Below are 21,018 nucleotides of genomic sequence, written 5' to 3' on the forward strand. Positions count from 1 at the left end.
TATAGGAAGTGATCGCTTCCTAAATGGGGAAAATTTTTTAATCCAGCATCTTCAGGATCAGTGCCAGACTCTGTTCTTCATGTTGCAGATTGTCGTTCTTAGCCACCACGCGCATACCAAATAACACACAGAGCAGCATTTCTGCACCCGCCTGGGCATGTATATCGGGATTGACTGAGCCATCTTGTTGCCCCTGTTCAATCAGTTGCACCAGCCGGGTACGGTTGCTGAGCACGATTTCACGCACGCGTTGCGCCAATGGCTCCTCTAACAGGTTTTGCTCCACGGTACTATTCACCACCATGCAGCCGAGGCGGCCTTGTAAGTCACGTGAGGAGTCGAAGTAAAATTGCAGGAGTTGTTTGATCGCACTGCGTCCGTCAGGCTGATTTTCCAGGGCGTGTCGCAAAGCCTGGTGACGTAGCTGGAGATAACGCTCAAAGACCTGCAAGAATAGCCCGTGCTTATCGCCAAAGGCTTTGTAGATGCTTCCCGCGGTTAACTGCATGGCAGCACCGAGATCGGTGATGGAAGCGCCGTGAAATCCCTGACGACGGAACACCAGCATGGCGTTGTCTAATGCCTGATTGAGATCAAACTCACGTGGCCGTCCACGTTCACGTCGCGGGGTAAGAGACATTTCAAGCGCCATTTAGGAAGTGATTGTTACCTAAATGGTGCCTGAGAATGTCGGCGTTGGAAAGCGTTATATTTTTTCCGGGAGAAGTGTCACGCCCGAAGTGGGCAATAGCGGCACACGTTGCTGTAAAAACGCGTTCAGGCGTTCAATGTTGGCTGAACGCGTGGAGCGCTGCGACCACACCAGATAATAGCTGTCTCCGGTTGCTACCGCCTGCGGCCAGGGAGTGACTAACTGCCCGGACTCAAGCGCCGACTGACTCAACAGCAGATCGCCCACGGTAATACCGTGACCACTGATGGCGGCCATGTTGCCCTGTTCAAGGGTATCAAACACCTTACCTTGGTTAAGGCGTTGCGAACCTGTTATACCGCTGCGTTGTAACCAACGCCGCCAGTCACGCCGATCGGGAGAAGGGTGGATGACATCGTAATCCTGTCCTGCTAGCGGGAAATCAGGCGCGCAGAGGGGAATTAACCACTCATCAAACAGCCGCTGTGCGTGGGTTTCTGCACCAAACTGCCCATTGCCTAACAAAATGGCGCAGTCAAAAGGCTCACGATGAAAATCGATACTGTCTTTATCCATCCAGACACTGGTTAACTGGACGCGGAAACTTGATTCAAACTCATTAAAGGATTGTAGCGCCGGTAATAACCAACGCATGGTTAACGTGGAAGGGGCTTTCAGTCGCAGTTCGCCGTTTTGTTGCCGGAAATGCGCACAGGCACGTTCCAGTTGTTCAAATCCAGCGGCCAGTTCAGCCGCCAGTGCGCGGCCCGCGTCGCTCAAAACCACGCGTGGGCCATGGCGATGGAATAACGTACAGTTGAACCACACTTCCAGGGTGCGGACGTGGCGGCTTATCGCCCCGGGCGTAAGGTGCAGCAGTTGTGCCGCCTGGCTAAACGAACCCAGGCGTGCGGCGGCATCAAAAGCCCGCAGGGCGTACAGCGGAGGCAAAGACATAAACCATCATCCATTGTGAGTATTAATCACATTGAACGTCAGTTTTTTACGTTTTGCAATACGAGCCGAATCGTCAATACTTCGTGGCCATATTCGGGAGAAACATTAAATGAACATCGCTCTGTTATTGGCTTATTTCACCGCTACGTTGCTGTTACTGTTAACGCCAGGGCCGGTGGTGGCGCTGGTCACCGGCACTGCATTAGCACAGGGTCCGCGCCGTGCATTTGCCACCGCCATTGGCACGAATATGGCCTCGCTGGTGTTGATTGCCCTGGCGGCGCTGACGTTAGCTGGCGTGGTGGCACTTGAAGGGCGCTGGCTGGCTGTGTTGGGAACAGTAGGATCGCTGTATATTGGTTCCATGGCCTGGTCGGCATTGCGCAGTGCGCCAGATGACACCGGGTTGCAACCGGGATTGCGGGGCGGTTGGTTACGCGGGTTTCTCACCGCGATTGCAAATCCGAAAGATATTCTGTTTTTTGCCGCCTTTTTCCCGCAGTTCATTGCGATTACGCCAGATCTGACACGCAGTCTGATCTGGCTAACATTGGTCTGGCTGGTGGTGGATCTGGGCATTCTTTCACTGTTGATTTTACTGGTACGACGTTGGCTGCCAGGACGTCGCAGCCCATTACTGGCGCGGATAAGTGCGCTATTCCTGCTGCTGATTGCGGTGGCAGGCGTGATATACAACCTGCGCGAATTGATTTAAAGGTCAATCACCAGTTCCGGCGAATGACTGCGTGAGCAGCACAGTGCGATCATCTGCTGTGATGCGCATTTTTCCGCTTCACTCTGCACTGTGTCGCGATGATCGACCTCGCCCTGCTTCACTGGTGTCAGACAGGCCCCGCAGAGACCCATCTCGCAGGAGAGCGGAACGGCAACGCCCTGGGCTTGTAATACCTGAGCGATGGTGCTGTCCGCAGGCACCGGCCAGCGCTGTCCCGTGGATGTCAGCATTACATGAAACACATTATCCCCTGATGCCGTAGCCACGGAGGGTACTGGCGCAAACGCTTCACTGCAAATTTGTTCTGGCTGCCACCCGTACGCCAGTGCAATCTCCTGCATACGTGCCATAAAACCGGCCGGACCGCACAGATAAATCCGGGCGAGCGGCTGTGGATGCATCAGCGATTCCACACTGTGTTGTCGTGGGCTATAGCCCTCACTACTACACCAGAAAGTGCAGTTGTGCTGGTGTAAAGCCTCGGCAAAAGCAATATCCTGGCGTTCCCGCACGTAATAGTGCAATTCACACGGTTGTCCGTTGGCACGCAGTTGGTCGGCCATCGCATACAGGGGCGTAATCCCAATACCGGCTGCCAGTAAAATCGTTTTGGGTGTTTCTAACAGGGGAAACAGGTTACGTGGCGGTGAAATGCTTAGTTCATCACCGGGGCGCAGTTTTTCATGAATAAAGCGTGAACCTCCGCGAGACGCTGACTCTTTGGCAACACAAATCATATAGTGTTGCGCATCACGCGCGCTGCCGGTTAAAGAGTATTGCCGCACCATACCATTCCCAAGGTGCACATCAATGTGCGCACCGGGAGTCCAGGCAGGCAATGAAACGCCATCAATAGACGCTAATGTGACGGCGAGGTTGTGCCGTCCCTGGCACCACATCCCCTCGACTCTGACGCGTAATGTCTGCATGTTTCACCTCCGTTAAACGAGGAAAAATTCGCCGAAGCCCATTTTTTTCAGACCACGCCGATAAGCAATTGAACTGCGGTCTGCCGGAATATGGGCTTCCAGGGTCAGATCCAGCGGCAGCCGTTCTGGACGCTGTGTTTCGACCATCAAACGATCTTCTTCAAACACTTTGTGATTGAAAGCATGGACGTCTTCCACCGGCACATGCAGATCGAAATTGCGCGCCAGCGGGGCAAACATACGGGTCTTTCTGGCGGATACCGGTGATGCCGCATTCATGATCACCAGACGTGCTGTTCCGGGGAAGTGGATGGTCAGGGTCGCGGTAAACGGTAAGTGCATTTCAAAATGGCGCAGCCATTCGAACCCTTCGGGAGCCTGATGCTCTGAGCTGGCAGGATAGTTGCCCACGCTACTCCAGTAATCCACCACAAAACCGGTGGGTGTCTCGACGGCGTTATAGGGGGGAACTTCCTGATTATCCGGATCGGCGAAGGTTTCAGTATGAATCCACGCAAAGTGTGCGACATCGAGAAAACCCTCAACCTGACGACCGGCAAAACCGTCTACGTCAAACGGCGGGCAGTTAATCTGCTGAAAACCTTCATCGACCCAGTGCGGCATCTGCGGCAACGGGGCGGGCGATTCTGCATCAGGCGCCATACAGACCCACACCAGGCCAAAGCGCTCTTCCACCGCATAGGTGATCAGGTTCAGCTTGGCGGGTATCGGCTGATTTGGGCTGGAAGGGATGCGATTGCAGCGGCCATCGTCACCAAAGCGTAAGCCGTGATAAGGACAGATAACGCCCTCTTCATCGTGGAACCCCAGCGTCAAAGGCACACCACGATGGGGACAGACATCCCGTGCTACGACCACCTTGCCATGGATCCGATAAACCACTAACTGTTCATCCAGCAGCACGGCTTTGGTTGGCTGCGGCCCAACATCACAAGAGCGGGCGACCGGATGCCACTGCTGGGCCAGACGCAGCCAATCGTCCGGTTCGAATGTGCAATGGGCAGGAGGGGCAAGTGTTGTCATGGGAGGCTTCCTTTTTTTGCTCACATAAATCCGGTGTCAGCCACCGGTAAAATGATTGTCAGTGCATTTTGTACGGATTAAGGTGTTTACATCCATCAGCAAGAATTCACTTATGTGTTGCAAAAAACAGTACAGGAGTTGCCGTGAGTCCATTTTCTCGCTTTGCGCTTTATTTTGCCGAAGTCGCCCGCAGCGGTAGCCTGCGGAAAGCGGCTGAGCGGCTTCATGTATCTGCTTCGGCAATCAACCGGCAAATCCTGCAAGCGGAGGCCGAATATGGCCTGCCGCTGTTTGAAAGGTTGCCCGATGGGTTACGGATGACCACCGCAGGAGAACTCCTGCTGGATAATATTCAACGCTGGCAGCGAGAGTTCCGCCTGACCTGCCACTATTTCGATGATATTCAAGGGGTGAAACGGGGCCACGTTAGCGTGGGACTGATTCAGGCGTTGAGTGATGGCTGTATGGCGGATGCCTTTGCCCGCATAGCCAGCGACTGGCCGTGGTTACGCCTCGATCTTTCGGTGGGAGACAGTTTGTCAATCAGCCAGCGCATTCGGCAGGCTGAAATCGACTTTGGTCTGGTGCTCGATCCGGAAGGGCAAAGTGGCCTGGATGTACTGGCATTTGCTGAAATGCCCATGGGTGTGGTGTTGCCGACCGGGCATGAATTGGCTGAACGCGCCAGTCTGTCACCTGGCGAACTCAGTGAGGAACGCCACATTATTCCCGGTGAGCCGCTCGTGGTTTATGACCGGGTGCGTTTGCTCTACCGGCATCATAGCCTGGCACCCGAAAATGCGATTGTGTGTAATGACATCCGGCTGATCAAATCGCTGGTGCGTCAGCGTGCCGGTGTGGCGGTATTAAGCTTGCTGGATGTGCTGGAAGAGGTTAAACAGCAGCAGCTCTGTTTTGTCCCGTTGAAAGGGCAACTGATTCGCCCCCTGACGCTGGCGCTGTGTACTGCACCTTCACGCCAGCTTTCGCGTGCTGCGCAGATGACAATCAAAGCCATCAGTGGGGAGATTGAACGCCTGAATACCCGTTAAAAGGCATAAAAAAAGCCGCCTTGCGGCGGCTAAATCAACAGAGGGATATTATTTGTACAGCTCGGCGGTCATGTGCACACCGTTATTGAAATTCGCTTCGGTGATTTTGTAGTTCGCACCTTCTTGCTGTGCCTGAGCGGCGATTTTTGCTTCTGCGCCATCCAGGGTTGAGCTGGTCGCAGTCACGCTCTGGGCGAAGCTGCCGAAAGAGATCAGTGACAGCGCAGCAACGGTAGCTAATGACAATGTTTTGATAGTTTTCATGGTCGGTATCCTTAATTTTGCGTTTTGCTTATCAGGTTCAGGCTGTGTGCCTGCGATGAAGTAATGATAACCCATGTTACTATTAGCTTGTTATCAATTAGTGCGGTTATCATTTCATCGGGTTTTTATCATTCTTTGCGATTATTTTGTCAGCTCAGCGGTCATGTGCACGCGGTTACCGCTATACGCTTCGGTAATTTTGTACTGGCTGCCTGCCTGATGTGCCTGAGCGGCAATTTTGGCTTCTGCACCATCCAGCGTAGAACTGGTTGCGCTGATAGTTTGGGCAAAACCAGCCGCAGAGAACAGTGAAAGAGCTGAAACTACAACTAAAGTTTTGATGTTTTTCATGGTCATTTCCTCAGAAGATATTGTTTGTTGTAAGGCATTTCGCCTTGATGTAGGAAATGATAGGCCTGAACTGGCAAGGTTAAAAGCTGAACGATTTGCTGAACTAATTCAGTTAATTTGAATGATTTTTAGGCAGGTTCATATCAGAAACTAGCGGGAGAGTGCTGCCTCAATTTCAGCGCGACATTGCATCAATGCGGCTAATAACCGCGAACGCTGTTCGCTAAAACGTTGAGCGGGCACTGCAATGGATAAAGCATAGCGCTCTCCTGGTCCGGTCCTTAGGCTTACGGCAATACCGCAGACACCACGCGCGTGTTCTTCAATGTCAGTAGCGTAGCGCTGAGTGCGGGTAGCAATGAGATCGGCAAGGATCGCTTCGGGTGTATCCAGGCTCAATGACGTGCGTTTCTCTGGCTGTGTGCCAAGAAGTTGCAGAACCTCTTTGTCACTCATATCAGCCAGCAGGGCTTTGCCATGCGCACTACAGTGACAAGGGAATGCCGTACCCACCACGGATACCACACGTAGCTCCTGGTCTGAAGGCACCTGACTCAGTGAAATGGCATGGGTACCGCGAAAAACGGAAAGCTCGACGGTTTCTCGCGTTCGTCGGCCTAGGGTTTCAAGTGCTGGACGGGCAATAGCGATCACATCAGTATGCACAGAGCCAGCCAGTCGGATCAGTGCGGGGCCAAGGCAAATAAGCCGTTCGCTGTGGCTCAGTAGTCCTTCACTCATCAGCGATGTGACCAGGCGATGCACTGTGGTACGTGGCATGGCGGTCGCCCTGGCCAGGGCTGAAATCGATAAACCCTGAGGATAATTCTCCAGAGTACGCAGGATCAGCGCCGTACGGGCGATGACTTGCGAACTCGTTTGTTGGTCTTGTTGCATAAAGCCACTCTCGATGCTGCTGTTTATCCACCAAGTGGACAGTATGGACAGGTTACAGCATTTATGCAGCGTAATTTCGTGCTTTACTCTCCCGTATTATCCATTCAACGGACAATTTTACTTACGGGATCACTATGTCTTATCCAACTAAAACGGGCGTATTTACTCTGCTTGCCGTTGCTTGCCTGACGATCATGGTCGGGTGTGTGATCGTGCCGGGCATCAATGACGTTGCAAAGGGGCTGAGGGTGCCACATGGCGCTAACTGGCTAATCACCTTGCCGTCTCTGGGGGTGGTGCTATTTGCGCCGTTGGCAGGTCGATGCATTGATCGTCTGGGCGCATGGCATACCCTGGCGGCGGGATTATTGCTGTATGGCTTGCTTGGCGCGGGTGCTGTTTTCCTGCAAGGCGTGGTAATGGTCTTTGCCGAACGGTTATTGCTTGGCGGCGCTACCGCGATGGTCATGAGTGCGGGTACAGCGCTGATTGCGACTTTTTGGCACGGCGAAACGCGACTCAAAATGATGGCGTGGCAGGGGATGTCCATTGAGTTGGGGGGCGTGATTTTTCTCGCAATTGGCGGCGTGCTGGCCGAACAAAACTGGCGCTGGCCATTTTCGCTTTATCTGTGTGCCTGGCTGCTTTTGCTGATGCTGTGGCGCTGGGTTCCACGTGTTGCCACCACGAATACAGCAGGTGAGGGGGAAAACATGCCGACGTTGGGAAATCATCCCGCTGGACTTCGCCTTGCTCAGTTAGCGGCCTGTAGCGCCATGATCATTTTCTTTACGGCGATCATTATGATCCCACAGCATTTTCATGCGGCGGGCATTAGTCCGGCAATGACGGGTTATTTTTTGTCGTTTGTTTCCCTGGTCGCGGTTGCCGCCGCTTCGCAGATGCCGCGTCTGCTGCAAAACATACGTGATGCGCAGTTGCTGAGTGTCGCCTTTCTCTGCCTGGCAACTGCACATTTGTTCTTTGCCTTCGCAACTCAGCTACCGCTGTTTATTTTCGGCGGTGTTATGCTCGGCTGTGGCTTTGGGTTTTCTATCCCGCTGGTCAATCATATGACCGTAGATTACAGCTCTGCGCCTCTGCGAGGGAAAAATCTGGCCCGACTGGCGATGGCGATCTTCAGTGGGCAGTTCCTCGCAGCTTTTATGGTTTACATACCGGGTGACAGTAGCCGGGTTTTCAGTGGCGCAGCGCTGCTGAGCCTGCTGGTGCTCATCGGTCTGATGCACTGGCAGCGAGTGAACAAGCGGGCAGCCAGCGACCTCCGTTAACCTGCCAACCTTAAGCATCTTAAGGTTGTCTTAATCTGTACCGGGCAAGATAACGACCATTATTCATGATGGAAAATTGTCTATGTCCCGGATTACTTTGCGTCGGCCTGCGCTTGGCCAGTTGCGCTTCTTAATGCTTTTCTCAGCGTATATCGCGCTGTTTCTTAATATTGCCTTTTATCGCCAGGCCGCTAGCCTGTTGCCGCTGCATCAGGGACAAAGTTTGTTGGTCTTTCTTTCAATGCCGGTCGTGGCCTTTAGCGTGATCAATATTGTGGTGACGCTGGCTTCGTTTATTTGGCTGGACCGCTTGGTCATCGTGCTGTTTATTTTGGTCGCCGCCAGTGCGCAGTACTTTATTCAGAACTATGGCATTGTGCTGGATCGCTCCATGATCAGTAACATTGTGGATACCACTCCTGCTGAAAGCTGGGCACTGGTGACTCCGCAGATGTTACTGACGCTGGCATTTACTGCGGTAGTGAGCAGCCTGCTGGCCTGTTGGTTACAGGTCAAGAAACCGGCTTCCGGCTGGCGTAGCTTGCGCAATCGCAGCCTCAGCGTGGTGCTTTCCTGTTGCGCGATCATTCTGGTGGCTTTGTTGTTCTACAAGGACTACGCCTCACTGTTCCGCAATAACAAAGAGCTGGTAAAATCTCTAAGCCCCTCTAACAGTATTACTGCCGTCTGGTCCTGGTATGTCCACCACCGTATGGATAACCTGCCGCTGGTACAAATTGGCCTTGATGCGCAGCAAAAACCCGCTTTCAGCAGCAATACCAAACCAAATCTGACGATTATGGTGTTGGGTGAAACCTCGCGCGCCAGTGATTTCTCTCTGGGTGGATACAATCGTGAGACTAATCCACGGTTGGCAAAAGATCAGGTGATCTATTTCCCTAATACCGCCTCCTGTGGCACGTCAACAGCGGTATCCGTACCTTGCATGTTCTCTAATATGCCACGCAGCCATTATGACGATGGTCTTGCCAGCCATGAGGAAGGGTTACTGGATATCGAACAGCGTGCCGGTATTCAGGTGTTATGGAATGAGAATGATGGCGGCTGTAAAGGCGTCTGTAACCGGGTGCCACACCAGGATATGAACGCGCTGAATTTGCCGGGCATGTGCATTGAAGGTGAGTGCTATGACGAAGTGTTGTTCCACGGGCTGGAGCAGTATATAGAAAGCCTGAAAGGGAATGGGGTGATCGTGATTCATACCATTGGTAGCCACGGCCCAACCTACAATCATCGCTATCCACCTGAGTTTGCGAAGTTTACCCCAACCTGTGAAACCAGTCAGATTCAGACCTGTTCACAGCAGCAACTGGTGAATACTTACGATAATACCGTGTTGTACGCCGATTATATTGTCGATAAGGCGATCAACCTGCTGAAGGCGCATCAGAGCCAGTTCACCACCAGCCTGGTTTATCTTTCTGACCACGGTGAATCACTCGGTGAAGACGGCGTTTATCTGCACGGATTGCCTTACAGCATCGCCCCTGAAGCTCAGAAGCATGTACCAATGTTGCTGTGGCTGTCGCCGGACTATCAGCAACGCTACGGTGTCAGCCAGACCTGCCTGGAGCAACGTGCAAAATCGGCGAATTTCTCCCAGGATAACCTGTTTTCCACTATGCTGGGCCTGACGGGCATTGCGACAAAGGAATATCGCCCGGCAGATGACATTCTTACGGGCTGTCGGAGTACAGAGCATGAAAATATTAGTGGTTGAAGATGATGCCCTGCTGTTACAGGGCTTAACCCTGGCACTGAAAAGTGAAGGTTATGTTTGTGACGGTGTCACCACTGTGCGTGAGGCGGAAGCCGCCTTTCGCGAAGGCATGTATAGCCTGTTGGTGCTGGATTTAGGTTTGCCGGATGAAGACGGTTTACATTTTCTGCTGCGCTTGCGGCGGCAGAAAAATATGCATCCGGTGTTGATCCTTACTGCCCGTGATACGGTTCAGGAACGCATTGCCGGGTTGGATGCCGGGGCGGATGATTATCTGGTCAAGCCATTCTCATTGGATGAACTGCTGGCGCGCATTCGTGCGCTGATCCGTCGCCACGTAAATCAAGGGGACGAGCTGGTGCAGGTCGGCAACCTGACGCTCAACATGACATTGCGGCAAATTACATTAGCCGGACAGCGCCTGGATCTGACGCCCAAAGAGCACGCCATTCTGGCGCGGTTGATGCTTAAGGCCGGGAATCCTGTACACCGTGAAATCCTCTATAACGATATCTATAACTGGGAAACCGAACCTTCCACCAATACGCTGGAAGTACACATCCACAACCTGCGCGACAAAATCGGTAAATCAGCCATTCGAACAGTGCGTGGTTTTGGTTATGCGTTGGTCAATAGTGAGCAGCAGGACACCGCGTCATGAAACAACCGGCTAAAACGCGCAAAAGTACCACGCTGAGTTTTCGCCTGCTGTTGGCTATCGGCCTTATTTTGCTGTTCTGTCAGGTCATCAGCGTGTTTTGGCTCTGGCATGAAAGTAAAGAGCAGATTCAGTTCCTGGTGGATGCCGCTATCCAACATCGAAATGAGCATCGACACGTTGAGAAGGAGATTCATGAAGCGGTGGCGAGCCTGGCGGTGCCCAGCCTGGTAATGATTACCCTGGCGCTGGTGCTCTGTTTGCAGGCCGTCAAATGGATCACCCGTCCTTTGTCCCACTTACAACAAGAGCTGGAAAATCGCAGCGATGACAATATCGAACCGGTGCGTTATCACAGCGCCATCAGGGAAATTGATGCCGTCACCCATTCCATCAATCAACTGGTTGGTCGCTTAACCAGCAACCTGGAACGTGAACGCCTGTTCACCGCTGATGTTGCGCATGAATTACGTACCCCGATTGCCGGGCTACGCTTGCATCTCGAGCTGATTGAGAAATCGCATAATATCAGTATGAAGCCGCTGATTGATCGGCTCGACCATATGATGAACAGCGTTGCTCAGCTGCTGCACCTGGCACGGGTAGGACAATCCTTCACCGCCGGAGAGTATCAGAGTGTGGCGCTGGTTGAAGGTGTAGTGCTGCCTATGCAGGATGAACTGAAAATGCTACTCGCACCACGCTTACAGCAGCTCCAGTTAGTGACGGAGAGTGAACCGACCGTAAAAGGAGATGAAACCTTAATTCGCATGTTGCTGCGTAATCTGGTGGAAAACGCATCACGCTACAGCCCTAAAGGCTCCATCATTACGGTGACCATTAAGAATGATCACCAGGCAGAGTTAATCGTGGAAGACCAGGGACCGGGTATTGATGAAGCAAAAAGCGGTGAACTGAGTAAAGCCTTTGTCCGGATGGATCGGCGCTATGGGGGGATTGGCTTGGGTCTGAGTATTGTTAGCCGTATTGTCCAACTGCATAAAGGGCGTTTCCATCTGCAAAACCGGCAACCGGGTCCCGGTTGCCGCGCATGGGTGGAGTTCTCGTCGGATTAGGTGGTGAACCACACCGCCAGAAATCCCACGACCGCCACTGCGCTGAGCAGCAGGGTAAACATCTCGCACAATTTATCTTCAGCTGTTGGTTTGAACATTGTTCAACTCTTCTCGGGGAACACCCACTGATTTTCTCAGGGTAAGATTAAGGAGACATTAAGACGCGGCTCAGGAATGCGCAGAGTAAGAAAAAATGTCCGGCTGTAATTTCTTGTGTTATCTCCGTAATGCTATGGCAGCAGGTATTACAAGCCCAAACGCGCGTAGATTCTGGTTGCTGTGCTGAAACAGCAACCAGATCTTACTCTGCCACTGTCCACACGACTGTTTCTTCAGCAACCCAGCAAATGCCGCTTTGTTCAAGGGATACAAATTTCTTATTTTCACAATGCGAAACCGGTCAAATTACCTGTGCCAAAAGCAGTGAAATCCGCTAGCTCGTAGGCACTTATTCAGCATAAAAACATCCGCAGATCCCGGAAAGAACCACCGCATTATCGGTCAGGCTTATGGGTGAGTTTTTCTGTATCTAATGGTGCAATTATTGTGATTTAACTTACCTATGTAGTCACGGCACACTGAATCCACACCTGTTGGAAGAGAGCCGACCATGTCTGATGCCATCAATATTGCTTCACTTAATCTGCAAGCACACTGGATGCCTTTCAGTGCTAACCGTAATTTTCAGCGTGACCCGCGTTTTATCGTGGCAGCAGAAGGCCGTTGGTTAACGGATGATAAAGGCCGCCAGATTTTTGACAGTCTTTCAGGATTGTGGACCTGTGGTGCGGGTCACACCCGCAGTGAAATTCAGGCCGCTGTAGCCAAACAACTCGGTACACTGGATTACTCACCGGGCTTCCAGTACGGACACCCCTTGTCGTTTGCGCTGGCAGACAAAATTGCCCAAAAGATGCCTGGCGATCTGAATCACGTCTTTTTCACCGGGTCGGGTTCGGAATCTGCGGATACCGCAGTAAAAATGGCACGCGCTTACTGGCGAGCGAAGGGACAACCGGCGAAAACCAAATTCATTGGTCGTGCGCGCGGTTATCACGGCGTCAACATCGCAGGCACCAGCCTGGGAGGAATTGGCGGCAACCGTAAAATGTTTGGCCAGTTTATGGATGTTGACCATCTGCCACATACTTTACAGACGGATCTCCCTTTCACCCGCGGCATGGCCGAGACGGGCGGAGTTGCGCTGGCAAATGAGATGCTGAAGCTGATTGAACTGCATGATGCGTCCAACATCGCGGCTGTGATTGTTGAACCTCTCTCTGGCTCTGCGGGTGCGATCATCCCGCCACAGGGATATTTACAGCGCCTGCGCGAAATCTGCGACCAGCACAATATTTTGCTGATTTTTGATGAAGTGATCACGGGCTTTGGCCGCATGGGGCGCTGGAGTGGTGCTGAGTATTTTGGCGTAACGCCAGATATCCTCAACTTCGCCAAGCAGATTACCAATGGAGCAATCCCGATGGGCGGCGTGGTCGCCAGCAGTGAGATTTATCACACCTTTATGTCTCAACCACTGCCAGAATACGCCGTGGAGTTTGGTCACGGTTATACCTATTCAGCCCATCCGGTGGCTTGTGCTGCTGCGTTGGCAACCCTGGAACTGCTGGAGAAAGATGACCTGGTGACACAGTCTGCTGAACTCGCTCCGCATTTTGAAAACAGCCTGCACGCGCTGCGTAGCAGCCCGAATGTGGTGGATATTCGTAACTGCGGTCTGGTGGGTGCTATTCAAATCGCTCCGCGCGAGGGCGATGCCATCATCAGGCCATTCGAAGCTGGTATGGCGTTATGGAAAGCCGGCTTTTATGTGCGCTTCGGCGGCGATACGCTGCAATTCGGTCCAATGTTTAATACCCAACCTGCTGAACTGGACCGCCTGTTTGATGCGGTAGGCGAAGCCCTTCACGCAACCGCTTAAGGAAACGATGATGACAGTAATCACACACTTAATTAACGGCGAAACACCTGTAGCAGCGGGGCGCAGCGTGCCGGTTTATAACCCGGCAACCGGTGAAGCTATTCGCCAGGTAGAGCTGGCAAGCCGTGCCACGGTCCAACAGGCGATTGATGCGGCTAAGGCTGCACTGCCAGCCTGGCGTGAGTTGCCGCCGGCCAAGCGTGCGCAGGTGCTGTTCCGCTTTAAACAGCTGCTGGAAGAGAACGAAGAGCAGATTGTTACGCTGATCAGCGAAGAGCACGGTAAAACCCGCGAAGATGCCGCAGGCGAGCTGAAACGTGGCATTGAGAATGTGGAGTACGCTACGGCTGCACCAGAATTGCTGAAAGGCGAATTCAGCCGTAATGCCGGGCCTGGAATCGACTCCTGGAGTGACTTCCATGCCGTGGGTGTGGTGGCGGGCATCACCCCGTTCAACTTCCCGGCGATGGTACCGCTGTGGATGTATCCGCTGGCGATTGCCTGCGGTAACACCTTTATTCTGAAGCCCTCCGAACGTGATCCAAGCTCAACGTTACTGATTGCCTCGCTGTTCCAGCAGGCGGGCTTGCCGAAAGGCGTGCTGAATGTGGTGAATGGCGACAAAGAAGCGGTTGATGCGCTACTGGAAAGCCCAGATGTAAAAGCAATTAGCTTCGTGGGTTCCACCCCTGTGGCGGAATATATCTACAGTGAAGGGACAAAGCGTGGTAAACGCGTGCAGGCTTTGGGTGGTGCAAAAAATCACGCCGTGGTGATGCCGGATGCCGATCTGGATAATGCAGTGAATGCTCTGATGGGCGCAGCGTATGGCTCATGCGGTGAGCGTTGCATGGCCATTTCCGTGGCCGTGTGTATTGGTGATGCAGTGGCTGATGCATTGGTTGATAAGCTGGTGCCGCGCATTCAGGCGTTAAAAATCGGTGCAGGCACAGAGTGTGGGCTGGATATGGGGCCGCTGGTCACTGCCGCACACCGTGACAAAGTCAGCGGCTATGTTGATGATGGCGTCAATGTCGGCGCAGAGTTAGTGGTTGATGGTCGAGCGCTGAAAATTTCAGGCCATGAGAACGGATTCTTCCTCGGAGGATGCTTGTTTGATCGGGTAACGCCGGAGATGCGGATTTATAAGGAAGAGATTTTTGGCCCGGTGTTGTGTGTGGTCAGAGCCAAATCCCTGGAAGAGGCGATTGCGCTCATTAATGCGCATGAGTACGGAAACGGGACCTGTATCTTTACCCGTGATGGTGAAGCGGCACGTCAGTTTGGAAATGAAATTGAGGCAGGTATGGTGGGGGTTAACGTGCCATTACCGGTCCCGGTTGCCTTCCACAGTTTTGGCGGTTGGAAGCGTTCTCTCTTTGGTGATCTGCATGCTTATGGCCCGGATGGTGTGCGATTCTACACGCGCCGCAAAACCATCACCCAGCGTTGGCCTAAAGCGCAAAGCCAGGAAGCCGCACAGTTTGCGTTTCCCAGCCAGCGTTAAGCGTTGATGACATCAGGCGAGCGACTGCTCGCCTTGATGCTGTCAGGCAATGCGGTTAAGCCCCATATGGCTTCTTTTTGCATTGGCCAACTGTTTTATATTTCCTGCGTCAACCGGATGCTCTTTTGCCCATTGCGATACGGCATCTTCACCACCGGCTTGCACGATACGTGCATCACGGCGTAACTTATCGGCCGCAATCACCTCATCTTTTGTCATCAGACCGTTCTCTTTCAGGCGATCCGTTGGCGGATCAGAAAGGATTTCAAAGTTCTGATTAAACGCACTATCGGCACCGCCGCGGCCTTCTAACAACATATCCTGATAGGCCAGCATGTTGAGGGTTTCTTTACGAATGGCTTCATTTTGTCCTGCGCCAGCAATGGTGGCTACATCCTCAGGGTAAGGGAAGTTGGACAGGTCAGTGCCTAACTGTGGTAATGGACCGGAGTATTTTGCGCTTTGGCGGGTGTAACTCTCTTCGCTGGCTGATTGCAGAATAAACGGGCGTTGGCCTTTTGCCGTGCTAAAGCCATCCTGATCTTTCGCGGTTCCCCAGAATCCGACGTCATAGGACGCGCCGCGATCGAGCGCGACCATCTGCCACTTGCCGGTTGTCGACTTCGCAAAGCCCACGTTCTGTCCCCAGGTATTAACGGTATCCAGCTCGCCGATGACCTGATCATTCATAACGTGAGCCAGCAGTTGACGTTGTAACCTGGCGGGCAAAAGTTCGTTGACGACCTCGGTGCGCAGTTCCCGCATCCTGGCGATTGACTGTTTCAGGACATCATCCTGCGAGGTGTACCATTGTGGATCTTTGGCTTTGAGTTCATCGAACTGCGTTTGCAGTTGGCGCAACTCGGCAATTTTTCCTTGCAGTGCAGTTTTTCCTTGCTTGTTTAACTTGCTGACGGCTAACTGGTCTTCTACAAAGGTGCCGTCGACCAAAATCTCACCCAGCTCACGGAAATTGCTGAGCGCTTTGGTGGCGACAAAGTTTTCTTCTATGCCCTCAGCGGACTTTTTTGTGCCAATAAAAGCTTCAGGGGTGGCATTTTCATGTAAGGCCTGCAGGGCTGTTTGCCGGGTTGCTGCAACCTCTCTTTCTACAAAGAAACGTTGCTCAGCCGCAGTTGGAGCGCCTAAATATTGCATCTCAAGCTTGCCTTCAACTTCCGTCCATTTCATCAGGTGGGCTACGGATGACTTAACAAAGGCATTTTGGCCATCGGGAAGTGTCCAGATACTGCCCGCATTGGCGGTCCTGGTCGTGGTATCCGCCTGATTTACTGCGCCAGTCAAATCCAGTTTATGGTTACGATTCAGCGGCGTTGCCGGGCTGGACATCTGCTGCAACTCAATATCGTTAGCGTCATCAATCTTGAACTCATCACCAATGGTATCATGATCGATATTGGCAAAATCCACCCCCTGTAGTTCTGGCATATCTCTGGAAACCGGGACTTCCGATCCGGCAGAGAACAAACCGTCGATTAAGCCAGACAGAGTCGTGACAAATCCCTGTTTGCGGTCGGAGGCCCTCGCATTGTCAGTCATACCGTGCAGGCCAATTGCCGTTTCAGCGCCCGCATCAATAGCGGCAGGTATCGCAAACAGTTCCGGTCCCAGCATCGCTAAGGGCAACAGGATACTTTCTGCTGCTTTAAGATCGCCAAGGTAGATCGCTTCCTGTACTTGCGCATTTGAGGTGACCAGCATGTCAGCATTCGAAGCCTGAGCGGCCTGAGCCTGTTTGGCGATGTGAGTGAATACATCCTCTTTTAACGGCTTATCTTGAGTCAGCAGATATTTGTACGGTTTGGTTTGGGGCCGCCAGGACGCATCGCCTGTTCCGATACCTTCTAATGCTTTTTTTACCCCGGCATAGGTGTTGCCATCCTGCTGGTTATACAGTGTCCAGTGTTGCAGCAGCGCCTCACGTTTTTTGCCATCTTTAGCCTGGTCGACTAGCCACTGGCAAAGCGCGTTTTTACTGTCGAATTCATGTAACTGGTGGGTGACAGGGCTATAGAGCACTTGTTTACCACGGCCCTGTGCCTGATTTGGATCGCTGAAAATCAGCAAGTTAGACGGATAACCATAAACATCAAGAGGACGCACCGCACCTTTTAGTGGATTCTGAGTTTGTAAGTTTTTGAGCGACAAGGCGTGCCCAGCGTCATCAGATTTGATATTTGACAGCACCAGGTCGGGGGACGCTGCTCTGGTCGCTAAACGGTAACCCGCTTCACTCAGGTGACCACTGTTACGTGCATTATCTGCCGCCGTAATGAATACGGCTTTTGCGATGACACGAGAATCATTGCTGTATTTTTGCCAGAAATCAGTACAGGTTTTTTTATAAGCTCGCGAAAAATCGCTTGCTTCGAGTTTATTCATGAACGCTGATGGTAATAACTGAACTTCATTGTTTGCATTGTAACCTTGGGTGCTGTTTTTTCCCGTGTGGTAAATGCCGCTATACAGGTCCATGCCAGAGATTTCACCAAAATCAACCTCACCCGGAAGAAAGTTTCGCATAACCGCTTCTGTCAGGCTATAACTACTGTCAGGGAGATTATTATGTTGCCAGCCGGTAAAGGAGCGTGAATCACTGACGCTATCAGAAAAACGGTTTAAATAAATGGTGTCTGGATTCAAATTGGGTTTGTTTAACTGCGTTAATATTTTTACAGCGTGGTCATGTGCGGCCTGATAAAGCCCTGTTTTCAGGCGTGCCTGCTCAATCCCGGTGGTGAGTGCATAGAAGGTTTTAGCATCTTTAACCCTTTGTTTTCTAGGGGTTGGTATGCCAATGCTGCCGACTTTTTCCCTCACTTCATTGATGGTATGAGCAACCTGGTTCAGGTTACTCATGAGTGGCATGGCATTGGGTTGGTGGTTAAGTGAGCTATTCAACGGGACAATTGAAAATGCAGTAGATGGAATAGTTGGCATAAATTTCCTGGTTGTTTTTTCGTGATCGCAGTCCTTGCCTCATTTATGGCTTTGAGGCTAATGGTTTGCTGTCGGACGGCTATGCACGTATTTAATTTTAGGTTTTATATATTTCTTTATTAAAGATAAAGGCGCTCAGATTTTATGTTGTTAAATCATATTGCCTGAGTTTAGTTTCGACTGTTTTTTGAAAGTTCGGAGAAAAGAAAAAATATTTGTTTTGAGATGCGTGATGGGAAAAAACACAATGCGGAACATAAAGAGGATTAAATAAAAAAACCTGCACCTAAGTGCAGGTTTTCAGACTTGAAATAAGGAAATTAGCCGCCAGCCGCTTTCTTAATGGCGGCTTCAATCGCCTGTTTGCTGGCAAGGCCAGGGAAAACGGTGGTGTTCTGGGCGTTTGCACCGGAAGTAGGCAATACAATCAGACCTGGTGTGCCGCTCAGCCCAATCTGCTGGGCTAGCTTATTGATTTCCACCAGCACGGGCTGGGTATCAGTGGCTTTGCTGGCATCAAATTTCACCTTTTTAGCTGCCTGAGTAATATCATCCTGAGTCAGCTTGCCTTCATTGTGGCCGGTGGCATAAATACCGTTGTGGTAGGCGAGATAAGCTTCAGCCCCTTTCTGCTGGTAAACCTGCAATCCGGTTTGCGCGGCGACTAATGAGTTTTCCCAACGATCGCCGAAGATTGGCCACTCTTTGAACACGAAACGCGTCGTTGGATTCTCTTTCACCACCTGCTCCATTACTGGCGCAAGGCGACTACAGAAGATGCATTGATAGTCAAAGAATTCAACTACGGCGACTTTTGCATTTGCCGGACCGTAGGTTGGGGTGTTTTTGTCGTTAACCAGCGCAGCCTGATTTTGAATAACCGCTTCGGTCATCGCGCCCATCTGCTGTTGTTCTTGCAACTGCTGCAATTTCTGGCTTGCCTGAAGCAACACTTCTGGGTGGGCCACCAGATAGTCAGAGGCGATTTGACCGATGCGGGCTTCCTGTTCTGGTGTGAAAGCAGGGGTGCTATCCGCAGCAGCAGCCAGCGTTGGCAGTAAAGCGGCACCGAGGGTAATTGCGAGAAGTTGTTGTCTCACCGACATAATTAAATCCTTGTGAATTGCAGTGGGTATAGCGAAAAAATTCAACGTGCATTGTTAACCCATCTTAGGGGGATGTACAGCCTGGCGTTTGGTAACAGGGGGGCTTAAGGCTTAAGAAAGTATGTCCTCAGGTTGTAAGACTTTACAAAGCAAGGCACGAGTGAAAGCGCGTTGAAACATTTTGCATTACCCTGATTCATTTTGTTATGTTATCACATAACTTAATTCCTGCGGTGTACTGCGTTATGGCTGTTGAAACTCATCCTGTTCTTCCTTTGCTCAAAGTCCAGCAGCTCTCTGTTGCGCTAAAGGGCGAAACCGTAATTCATAACCTGAGCTTTCAACTGTATGCGGGAGAGAGGGTGTGTTTACTTGGCGCTTCCGGGTCGGGAAAATCGTTAACCGCGCGCGCGATTGCCGGTTTCTTGCCTGCAACCGCCGTGAGCAAGGGCGAAATTTCCCTGCTGGATGAAGAGATACTCAACCGTAATGCCATGCAGCGCACAGCGCGTAGCCGGGTTGCCTGCATGTCACAAGACAGCACCACGGCGCTCAATCCTCTGGTAAAAATTGGCCAGCAGTTTGCGTTAGTGCTGGCCACACGTGATAAATCCGCACTTCAGCAGGCCATGCAAAAAATGAAGTTGGATGACATTCCTCATTTGCTGAGTCGTTATCCGGGGGAACTTTCCGGCGGGCAGCGGCAACGGGTTTGCCTCGCGTTTGCGCTGTTAAGTCGGGCTACGCTGCTGGTCGCTGATGAGCCCACAACGGCTCTTGATGTCTTGACGCAGCAACGGGTTCTAGAGCAATTACAGCAGTTCACGCCACTGACATTGTTGTTCATCACCCATGATATAGCGATTGCTGCGCAGCTTTGCCAGCGCGGCCTGGTGATGGAGCAGGGACGTATTGTCGAGCAGGGCAGTATGCGGCAGTTACTTCACACGCCTCAGCATCCTTACACTCAGGCTCTGGTGGCCTCCGCCCGCCGCAGTTGCCAGCGGTTACAGGCGCCAGTCGCGCTGGCGGGGTGATGACAATGCATAATGAACTTCCCTTCCTACAGCTGGAAAACCTGCATTACCACCCACCTCGCCAGCATTATGGCTGTGCCTGTCCGGCTCTGTTTCAGGGGCTTTCTCTGGCGCTAGCACAACACCAGCGGGTTGGTCTGGTAGGGAGTTCTGGCTGCGGTAAAACCACCTTATTGCAGATTTTACTGGCGTTACAAGCACCGCAAAGTGGCACGTTACGTTGTGAAGGCCGTGAGATTAAGGTCCGACCTCGTAGGGATCTACAGCGCTACTGGCGGCGCGTGCAATACATTCCACAGGATCCACTTAACGCGCTGGCACCTCGATTGAGCGTAGGACAATTACTGTCAGAACCGCTGTTACGGCTTTCAGGTATTAAAGCAAACCGACAGCAGTTAAGTCAGACGCTTGATCAGGTTGAACTTAGCCTGCGTGTGCTGGAAAAACGTCCCGCTGAGCTCTCTGGCGGGCAGGCCCAGCGGGTGGCGTTGGCCAGGGCGTTGATCGTGGAACCTGATTTTTTACTCGCGGATGAACCGGTGAGCGGGCTGGATTTACCGCTGCGTGAGGCCATGACGGCACTGCTGATACGCATCAGTGACAGCCGTAAGATGGGAATGCTGGTGGTCAGCCATGATATTACGCTGGCTGCCGATCTCTGTGACCGTCTGCTGGTGATGCAACAAGGCGAAATTATTGAAGATCGCCCGTTACAACAGGTACTGATCCAACCGCATCAGGCTTATACCCGCCGACTGCTTCAGGCCATACCTCAACTCAACATTTAATCAAAAAATGGATGTTATTTTCCTCACC

19 protein-coding genes are annotated in these 21,018 nt (G+C 52.1%); 10 read left to right on the forward strand and 9 right to left on the reverse strand.

Annotated elements, in window-relative coordinates:
- Positions 1 to 37: 37 nt before the first annotated feature.
- Together F3J40_RS11515 and F3J40_RS11520 are read right to left on the reverse strand one after the other, a co-directional pair.
- Positions 38 to 640, reverse strand: coding sequence for a TetR/AcrR family transcriptional regulator (locus F3J40_RS11515; protein WP_167014733.1), 603 nt, complete (start codon positions 638 to 640; stop codon positions 38 to 40).
- A 66-nt stretch (positions 641 to 706) separates the two neighbouring features.
- Complete coding sequence (locus tag F3J40_RS11520) at positions 707 to 1,609, reverse strand: LysR substrate-binding domain-containing protein (protein WP_167014735.1); 903 nt, start codon at positions 1,607 to 1,609, stop codon at positions 707 to 709.
- A gap of 109 nt (positions 1,610 to 1,718) precedes the next feature.
- Between F3J40_RS11520 and F3J40_RS11525 the strand changes: the two genes are divergently transcribed.
- Entirely contained in the window at positions 1,719 to 2,324 is a 606-nt protein-coding gene (locus F3J40_RS11525; protein ID WP_167014737.1) for a LysE family translocator, read from the forward strand.
- On the opposite strand, the gene F3J40_RS11530 is transcribed toward F3J40_RS11525, so the two are convergent.
- Both F3J40_RS11530 and hpxD read right to left on the reverse strand, forming a co-directional pair.
- Positions 2,321 to 3,274 carry a PDR/VanB family oxidoreductase gene (locus F3J40_RS11530; protein ID WP_167014739.1) on the reverse strand — a complete coding sequence of 318 codons (954 nt, stop codon included), beginning with the start codon at positions 3,272 to 3,274 and terminating at the stop codon, positions 2,321 to 2,323. The two genes, F3J40_RS11525 and F3J40_RS11530, sit on opposite strands and share 4 nt — an antisense overlap.
- Positions 3,275 to 3,286: 12 nt before the next feature.
- Positions 3,287 to 4,318, reverse strand: a complete 1,032-nt coding sequence (gene hpxD, locus F3J40_RS11535; RefSeq protein ID WP_017348287.1) for a molybdenum cofactor-independent xanthine hydroxylase subunit HpxD — start codon at positions 4,316 to 4,318, stop codon at positions 3,287 to 3,289.
- Between the two features lie 143 nt (positions 4,319 to 4,461).
- Between hpxD and F3J40_RS11540 the strand changes: the two genes are divergently transcribed.
- Positions 4,462 to 5,370, forward strand: a complete 909-nt coding sequence (locus tag F3J40_RS11540; RefSeq protein ID WP_167014741.1) for a LysR family transcriptional regulator — start codon at positions 4,462 to 4,464, stop codon at positions 5,368 to 5,370.
- Between the two features lie 48 nt (positions 5,371 to 5,418).
- On the opposite strand, the gene F3J40_RS11545 is transcribed toward F3J40_RS11540, so the two are convergent.
- From F3J40_RS11545 to F3J40_RS11555, 3 genes are all read right to left on the reverse strand, one after another.
- Complete coding sequence (locus F3J40_RS11545; RefSeq protein WP_017348289.1) at positions 5,419 to 5,634, reverse strand: YdgH/BhsA/McbA-like domain containing protein; 216 nt, start codon at positions 5,632 to 5,634, stop codon at positions 5,419 to 5,421.
- A 141-nt stretch (positions 5,635 to 5,775) separates the two neighbouring features.
- A complete protein-coding gene (locus F3J40_RS11550) occupies positions 5,776 to 5,985 on the reverse strand; it encodes a YdgH/BhsA/McbA-like domain containing protein (protein ID WP_017348290.1) in 210 nt (69 codons plus the stop codon).
- A gap of 150 nt (positions 5,986 to 6,135) precedes the next feature.
- Positions 6,136 to 6,882: an IclR family transcriptional regulator gene (locus F3J40_RS11555; RefSeq protein ID WP_167014743.1), complete on the reverse strand. Its 747-nt coding sequence runs from the start codon at positions 6,880 to 6,882 to the stop codon at positions 6,136 to 6,138.
- A gap of 134 nt (positions 6,883 to 7,016) precedes the next feature.
- Here F3J40_RS11555 and F3J40_RS11560 point away from each other — a divergent pair, with 134 nt between their 5' ends.
- From F3J40_RS11560 to F3J40_RS11585, 6 genes are all read left to right on the forward strand, one after another.
- Positions 7,017 to 8,174: an MFS transporter gene (locus F3J40_RS11560; protein WP_167014745.1), complete on the forward strand. Its 1,158-nt coding sequence runs from the start codon at positions 7,017 to 7,019 to the stop codon at positions 8,172 to 8,174.
- 82 nt (positions 8,175 to 8,256) lie between these two features.
- On the forward strand, positions 8,257 to 9,915 hold the full coding sequence (gene eptA / locus F3J40_RS11565; RefSeq protein ID WP_167014747.1) for a phosphoethanolamine transferase EptA: 1,659 nt from the start codon (positions 8,257 to 8,259) through the stop codon (positions 9,913 to 9,915).
- Positions 9,896 to 10,576 (forward strand): two-component system response regulator PmrA, encoded by a 681-nt coding sequence (gene pmrA / locus F3J40_RS11570; protein ID WP_167014749.1) that lies wholly within the window; start codon positions 9,896 to 9,898, stop codon positions 10,574 to 10,576. Before eptA ends, pmrA begins: the two co-directional genes overlap by 20 nt.
- The gene (gene pmrB, locus F3J40_RS11575; RefSeq protein WP_167014751.1) at positions 10,573 to 11,649 is read left to right on the forward strand and encodes a two-component system sensor histidine kinase PmrB; all 1,077 of its coding nucleotides are present in this window, start codon (positions 10,573 to 10,575) and stop codon (positions 11,647 to 11,649) included. The genes pmrA and pmrB overlap by 4 nt, the downstream gene beginning before the upstream one ends.
- A 610-nt stretch (positions 11,650 to 12,259) precedes the next feature.
- Complete coding sequence (gene aptA, locus F3J40_RS11580; protein WP_167014753.1) at positions 12,260 to 13,591, forward strand: omega-aminotransferase AptA; 1,332 nt, start codon at positions 12,260 to 12,262, stop codon at positions 13,589 to 13,591.
- A gap of 10 nt (positions 13,592 to 13,601) precedes the next feature.
- Positions 13,602 to 15,098, forward strand: a complete 1,497-nt coding sequence (locus tag F3J40_RS11585; protein ID WP_167015145.1) for a CoA-acylating methylmalonate-semialdehyde dehydrogenase — start codon at positions 13,602 to 13,604, stop codon at positions 15,096 to 15,098.
- A gap of 42 nt (positions 15,099 to 15,140) precedes the next feature.
- On the opposite strand, the gene F3J40_RS11590 is transcribed toward F3J40_RS11585, so the two are convergent.
- Both F3J40_RS11590 and F3J40_RS11595 read right to left on the reverse strand, forming a co-directional pair.
- Complete coding sequence (locus F3J40_RS11590) at positions 15,141 to 18,059, reverse strand: dermonecrotic toxin domain-containing protein (RefSeq protein WP_167014755.1); 2,919 nt, start codon at positions 18,057 to 18,059, stop codon at positions 15,141 to 15,143.
- A 320-nt stretch (positions 18,060 to 18,379) separates the two neighbouring features.
- On the reverse strand, positions 18,380 to 19,165 hold the full coding sequence (locus F3J40_RS11595; protein ID WP_167014758.1) for a DsbA family protein: 786 nt from the start codon (positions 19,163 to 19,165) through the stop codon (positions 18,380 to 18,382).
- Positions 19,166 to 19,410: 245 nt separating this feature from the next.
- On the opposite strand from F3J40_RS11595, the gene F3J40_RS11600 reads away from it, so the two are divergent.
- Both F3J40_RS11600 and F3J40_RS11605 read left to right on the forward strand, forming a co-directional pair.
- Positions 19,411 to 20,202 (forward strand): ATP-binding cassette domain-containing protein, encoded by a 792-nt coding sequence (locus F3J40_RS11600; RefSeq protein WP_240155432.1) that lies wholly within the window; start codon positions 19,411 to 19,413, stop codon positions 20,200 to 20,202.
- Entirely contained in the window at positions 20,202 to 20,990 is a 789-nt protein-coding gene (locus F3J40_RS11605; protein WP_370659861.1) for an ATP-binding cassette domain-containing protein, read from the forward strand. The genes F3J40_RS11600 and F3J40_RS11605 overlap by 1 nt, the downstream gene beginning before the upstream one ends.
- The last annotated feature ends 28 nt before the right edge of the window (positions 20,991 to 21,018 follow it).

It is taken from the genome of Candidatus Pantoea multigeneris, from assembly GCF_011752615.1.
Lineage (GTDB): Bacteria > Pseudomonadota > Gammaproteobacteria > Enterobacterales > Enterobacteriaceae > Pantoea > Pantoea multigeneris.

Bases quoted from the DNA above. Each gene is read 5' to 3' on its own strand.
- hpxD (WP_017348287.1), bottom strand. From the start codon at position 4,318: ATGACAACACTTGCCCCTCCTGCCCATTGCACATTCGAACCGGACGAT.
- F3J40_RS11525 (WP_167014737.1), top strand. From the start codon at position 1,719: ATGAACATCGCTCTGTTATTGGCTTATTTCACCGCTACGTTGCTGTTA.
- F3J40_RS11605 (WP_370659861.1), top strand. From the start codon at position 20,202: ATGACAATGCATAATGAACTTCCCTTCCTACAGCTGGAAAACCTGCAT.
- pmrB (WP_167014751.1), top strand. From the start codon at position 10,573: ATGAAACAACCGGCTAAAACGCGCAAAAGTACCACGCTGAGTTTTCGC.
- F3J40_RS11530 (WP_167014739.1), bottom strand. From the start codon at position 3,274: ATGCAGACATTACGCGTCAGAGTCGAGGGGATGTGGTGCCAGGGACGG.
- F3J40_RS11585 (WP_167015145.1), top strand. From the start codon at position 13,602: ATGACAGTAATCACACACTTAATTAACGGCGAAACACCTGTAGCAGCG.
- F3J40_RS11555 (WP_167014743.1), bottom strand. From the start codon at position 6,882: ATGCAACAAGACCAACAAACGAGTTCGCAAGTCATCGCCCGTACGGCG.
- F3J40_RS11515 (WP_167014733.1), bottom strand. From the start codon at position 640: ATGTCTCTTACCCCGCGACGTGAACGTGGACGGCCACGTGAGTTTGAT.
- F3J40_RS11600 (WP_240155432.1), top strand. From the start codon at position 19,411: ATGGCTGTTGAAACTCATCCTGTTCTTCCTTTGCTCAAAGTCCAGCAG.
- F3J40_RS11545 (WP_017348289.1), bottom strand. From the start codon at position 5,634: ATGAAAACTATCAAAACATTGTCATTAGCTACCGTTGCTGCGCTGTCA.
- aptA (WP_167014753.1), top strand. From the start codon at position 12,260: ATGTCTGATGCCATCAATATTGCTTCACTTAATCTGCAAGCACACTGG.
- pmrA (WP_167014749.1), top strand. From the start codon at position 9,896: ATGAAAATATTAGTGGTTGAAGATGATGCCCTGCTGTTACAGGGCTTA.
- F3J40_RS11590 (WP_167014755.1), bottom strand. From the start codon at position 18,059: ATGCCAACTATTCCATCTACTGCATTTTCAATTGTCCCGTTGAATAGC.
- eptA (WP_167014747.1), top strand. From the start codon at position 8,257: ATGTCCCGGATTACTTTGCGTCGGCCTGCGCTTGGCCAGTTGCGCTTC.
- F3J40_RS11550 (WP_017348290.1), bottom strand. From the start codon at position 5,985: ATGAAAAACATCAAAACTTTAGTTGTAGTTTCAGCTCTTTCACTGTTC.
- F3J40_RS11595 (WP_167014758.1), bottom strand. From the start codon at position 19,165: ATGTCGGTGAGACAACAACTTCTCGCAATTACCCTCGGTGCCGCTTTA.
- F3J40_RS11560 (WP_167014745.1), top strand. From the start codon at position 7,017: ATGTCTTATCCAACTAAAACGGGCGTATTTACTCTGCTTGCCGTTGCT.
- F3J40_RS11520 (WP_167014735.1), bottom strand. From the start codon at position 1,609: ATGTCTTTGCCTCCGCTGTACGCCCTGCGGGCTTTTGATGCCGCCGCA.